Annotated in this window: 3 protein-coding genes and 2 pseudogenes; 2 read left to right on the forward strand and 3 right to left on the reverse strand. The window is 60.3% G+C overall.

Translation table 11 applies throughout. The features are described from left to right. Positions 1-267: 267 nt before the first annotated feature. A complete protein-coding gene (locus A3A5_RS44795) occupies positions 268-432 on the forward strand; it encodes a hypothetical protein (RefSeq protein WP_232431358.1) in 165 nt (54 codons plus the stop codon). A gap of 29 nt (positions 433-461) precedes the next feature. Further along, a pseudogene (locus tag A3A5_RS41600) lies at positions 462-761 on the forward strand (IS66 family transposase zinc-finger binding domain-containing protein); the annotation flags it as partial. A gap of 60 nt (positions 762-821) precedes the next feature. On the opposite strand, the pseudogene A3A5_RS0116130 reads toward A3A5_RS41600, so the two are convergent. From A3A5_RS0116130 to A3A5_RS38635, 3 genes and pseudogenes are all read right to left on the reverse strand, one after another. Continuing rightward, a pseudogene (locus tag A3A5_RS0116130) lies at positions 822-1,145 on the reverse strand (transposase); the annotation flags it as partial. Between the two features lie 366 nt (positions 1,146-1,511). Further along, a complete protein-coding gene (locus A3A5_RS44800; RefSeq protein ID WP_018311587.1) occupies positions 1,512-1,724 on the reverse strand; it encodes a transposase in 213 nt (70 codons plus the stop codon). A gap of 56 nt (positions 1,725-1,780) precedes the next feature. After that, on the reverse strand, positions 1,781-2,323 hold the full coding sequence (locus tag A3A5_RS38635; RefSeq protein WP_198293146.1) for an SIR2 family protein: 543 nt from the start codon (positions 2,321-2,323) through the stop codon (positions 1,781-1,783). Positions 2,324-3,044 lie beyond the last annotated feature (721 nt).

Consider the following 3,044-nt stretch of genomic DNA (forward strand, 5'->3'; position numbering starts at 1 on the left):
TTGTCGACTAACTTACCGACCCATGAGTAATTGCACATTGGATTTTCGAGCGCTTCCCAAGCCATTTCTTGAAAATCGTAAGCGCTAAATTCAGCACACCTTGTTGAGTCAAACGGTTGCCCCGCTAACGTAGGCGGTACGGAACGTTACCCGGTAACCATGACGAGGCGAGTGCAAGATGGGGCAGAGATAGCTCAGCGGCAGGCGGCCTATCGGGCAAGGCGCGCGACGGCGGGCAAGGACGGCAACGGAGAACGTCAGCTGGACATGTGGGTAAGTAGCGAAGCGGAGTTCGCGCGCCTGGCACGCCGTTACGCGGTAACGAAACGAGAGATGCTGGAGCGACTGATCGTGCGAGCCGACGACGCCATCGTACGTCGGCTCGATCCGGATTCGGAGCAATGGGATCTCTATTTCAAGGCGAGCCGGTAGGCGCGTAACGGGCGAGTGCTCCCATATAGCCGCGCCAGCGCATCGAGTACGACCTGCCCGAAGACCAGAAGATCTGTCCATGCTGCTAGGGCTCGATGCACCGCTTGGGAGAGGAAGTCAGCAAGCAGTTGCACATCGAAACAAAGGTCTCCGTCCTGCAGCACGTCCGCTTCAAATACGCGTGTCGGCACTGCGAGCGCAATGCCGAACGCACGCCGGTGGTGACCGCGCCGATGCCAGCGCAACCGCTGCCGGGAAGCAACGCAAGCCCGGCAATGCTCGAAATGCCGCAGCGCGCCCCGGACGCGGACGTGTCGAGCTGCTACCGTTCAGCTTCGTCGCAGCGGCTGCCGCCTGAACGACGACCGACCGGCACCAAAGGCGCCGATCGGCAACTCCGCGGTCAGCGGCTTGCGGCCACGTTTGCGGCCTGCGGGCATATCGGGCTCTGGCAGCCCCGTGTCCGGCGGAGCGAGTGCTTCATCCTCCTCGTCGGCCGGCTCCGCAGCGGCCATTTGTTCGGCTTCGTCGAACACACGATCCTTGAGCTTCTCGCTGCTTGGTGCGAAGCGTTTTGACTGCGCGAGCCGGAACTGTTCCTCAAGGAGCTGGTTGCGATCATTCAACTCGGCAATTTGCTGAGCGTTGACTTCCAATTCGCGGATATAGGCCTGGGCGGCCGGCGGCAATTGCGATAGGTCGTGTTCGTTCATGCTGAACACGATAGTGAATATCAGCACACGGCGGCTTGATAGTCGCCCGGTGTGACGTATACCCAATTGGGCGGTGGCTGAGACCCGCAGGTCAGCGTCGAGCCGGAACATGGCAGCGGCCCAGTGCTTCGATGGTCGCCATTACCAGCGTGGCATCCTGTCCCGAGCATTCGAGCTCAACGCTCACACCGTTTGGCAACCGCGCCACCAGGCGCGCAGGCAATGGCCGCGGCGGTTGTAACGTTCGCACAGGCAGTGGTTCAGGCACGGTTGGCAGCTGCGCTCCGACTTTGGGGCCGGCTGCGTGAACTTCCACCACGGGAACGAACGCCGCCGGCGCATTTTCGATGCGCATCCATCGTGCCATCAGCGTCTTTGTTCCGCCTTGTGCTGTTCGATCCAGCGGCGCAACTGGTTCGCGTTCACCCCCGCCTTGATTGCCATGCCAGCCACCGATACCCCCGGCTGCAGGCAAGCTTCAACCAACCGCCGCTTGTCGCCCTTGTCAAAGCTGCGCTTGCCGTTGGCGCCGACGTTGATCGCCCGCAGCGGCAAGAAATCCAAATCGCTCTGGTCCATGACTTGTGTCCATCAAAAACAGTGGACACAATCCTGCGCCGTCTGTGCTTCCGGCGCTATGTGCGGCAAATTTCGCGCTTACAAAGTACTTCAACCCGCTGTTGTAGCGCGCCAAAAAACGAGTCGGCGTCCGTGATCGGAATCACGATGCCCTGCCGGTACTTCACCAGATCATCCGCGCGAGGAGTGACACCGCCATCACGGGCCGCCCAGAACATCGAATAGCGCCGGTTCGGACACCGCAGAATCGCAGCCCGCAGTGCGTGGTCCCACTCGCCGGACCAACCGCAGACGATCAATCCAAACTCGTCGAAGATCCGGTCGAGGAGCCGATCGTATTCGCCCGGGTAAGAAACCAGCTCTTCGTCCGTATTGAGGCTGCGCACGTCCTTGTAGTCACCATGCAGCTTTAGCACAAAGCACTGGCTATGGGCCAGCGGTACCGCACCGGCCAAGGCGTCGACAGAGGCCACCACAGTCGGTTCAACGCTCTCGTCCCGCAGGGCGTTCTCCATCAGCCGGTCGAAATTCGTCGTGACAATCAGTCGGATAAAGCCGTCGCGCACTAGCTTGGCAATGGCTCGGTGCTGATTTCCCACCCAGTTGGAATCGCGGCCGCCCGGGACGTGCCCGATCCGATCAAGACTGCATAGACGCCGGAATCGGTGTGCAGGGAAAACGCGAGTTCAGTCAACGAGTCCGGCTTCAGGGGGGGTCTCCAAGGGTAGCCAACTGGGGGCGCATTCTAGCATGCTGTCCTCGTCACTCTTTCTCGGAAATGCGATGTTTGCTGTACCGGACTAATCATGCGCAGCGAAAGCGGACATTGACACACTTTCTTGGATCATATTGCGCCGCCAGCGCCAGTAGCCTTGGCGCTGGGCCACCCTTGCGGCCAGTCTTCAAACGAGGCTGCCATTCCTCGATACCCCTCCAATACTCGGAAGGGGAATCATTGGTTCGCCCAGCAATTGCGCCGGCGTAACCTCACCCTGTCGGGCCAGTGGGTGGTCGGGCGGCAATAACGCATCGGGAGCTCGGCAATAACCGCGCTCTCCACGCCATGGACCGCCGACACATCAAGCGCGAAACCAATGGGAGGGTCGCCAAGATACGGTGTACGGACCCGTACGCACCGTGGTAATGGTGTTGACGCCCCCGTCCGAAACGGCATCGATGTGCCAGAGTGGTAAGTGCTTCGAAGCACAACCATCATCGAAGGATGGCTAAAGTGGACCCACGATTTGAGACAGTGATCAGGCGGTAGATTAAGCTGTCGTCCTTGAAGGGGTGATGGCGAATGAGTGAAGGCAAGAAGCG

The organism is Cupriavidus sp. UYPR2.512 (assembly GCF_000379565.1).
Classification (GTDB): domain Bacteria; phylum Pseudomonadota; class Gammaproteobacteria; order Burkholderiales; family Burkholderiaceae; genus Cupriavidus.

Excerpts from the sequence above, each read along its gene's own strand:
- A3A5_RS44795 (WP_232431358.1), top strand. The coding sequence starts at position 268 with ATGTGGGTAAGTAGCGAAGCGGAGTTCGCGCGCCTGGCACGCCGTTAC.
- A3A5_RS44800 (WP_018311587.1), bottom strand. The coding sequence starts at position 1,724 with ATGGACCAGAGCGATTTGGATTTCTTGCCGCTGCGGGCGATCAACGTC.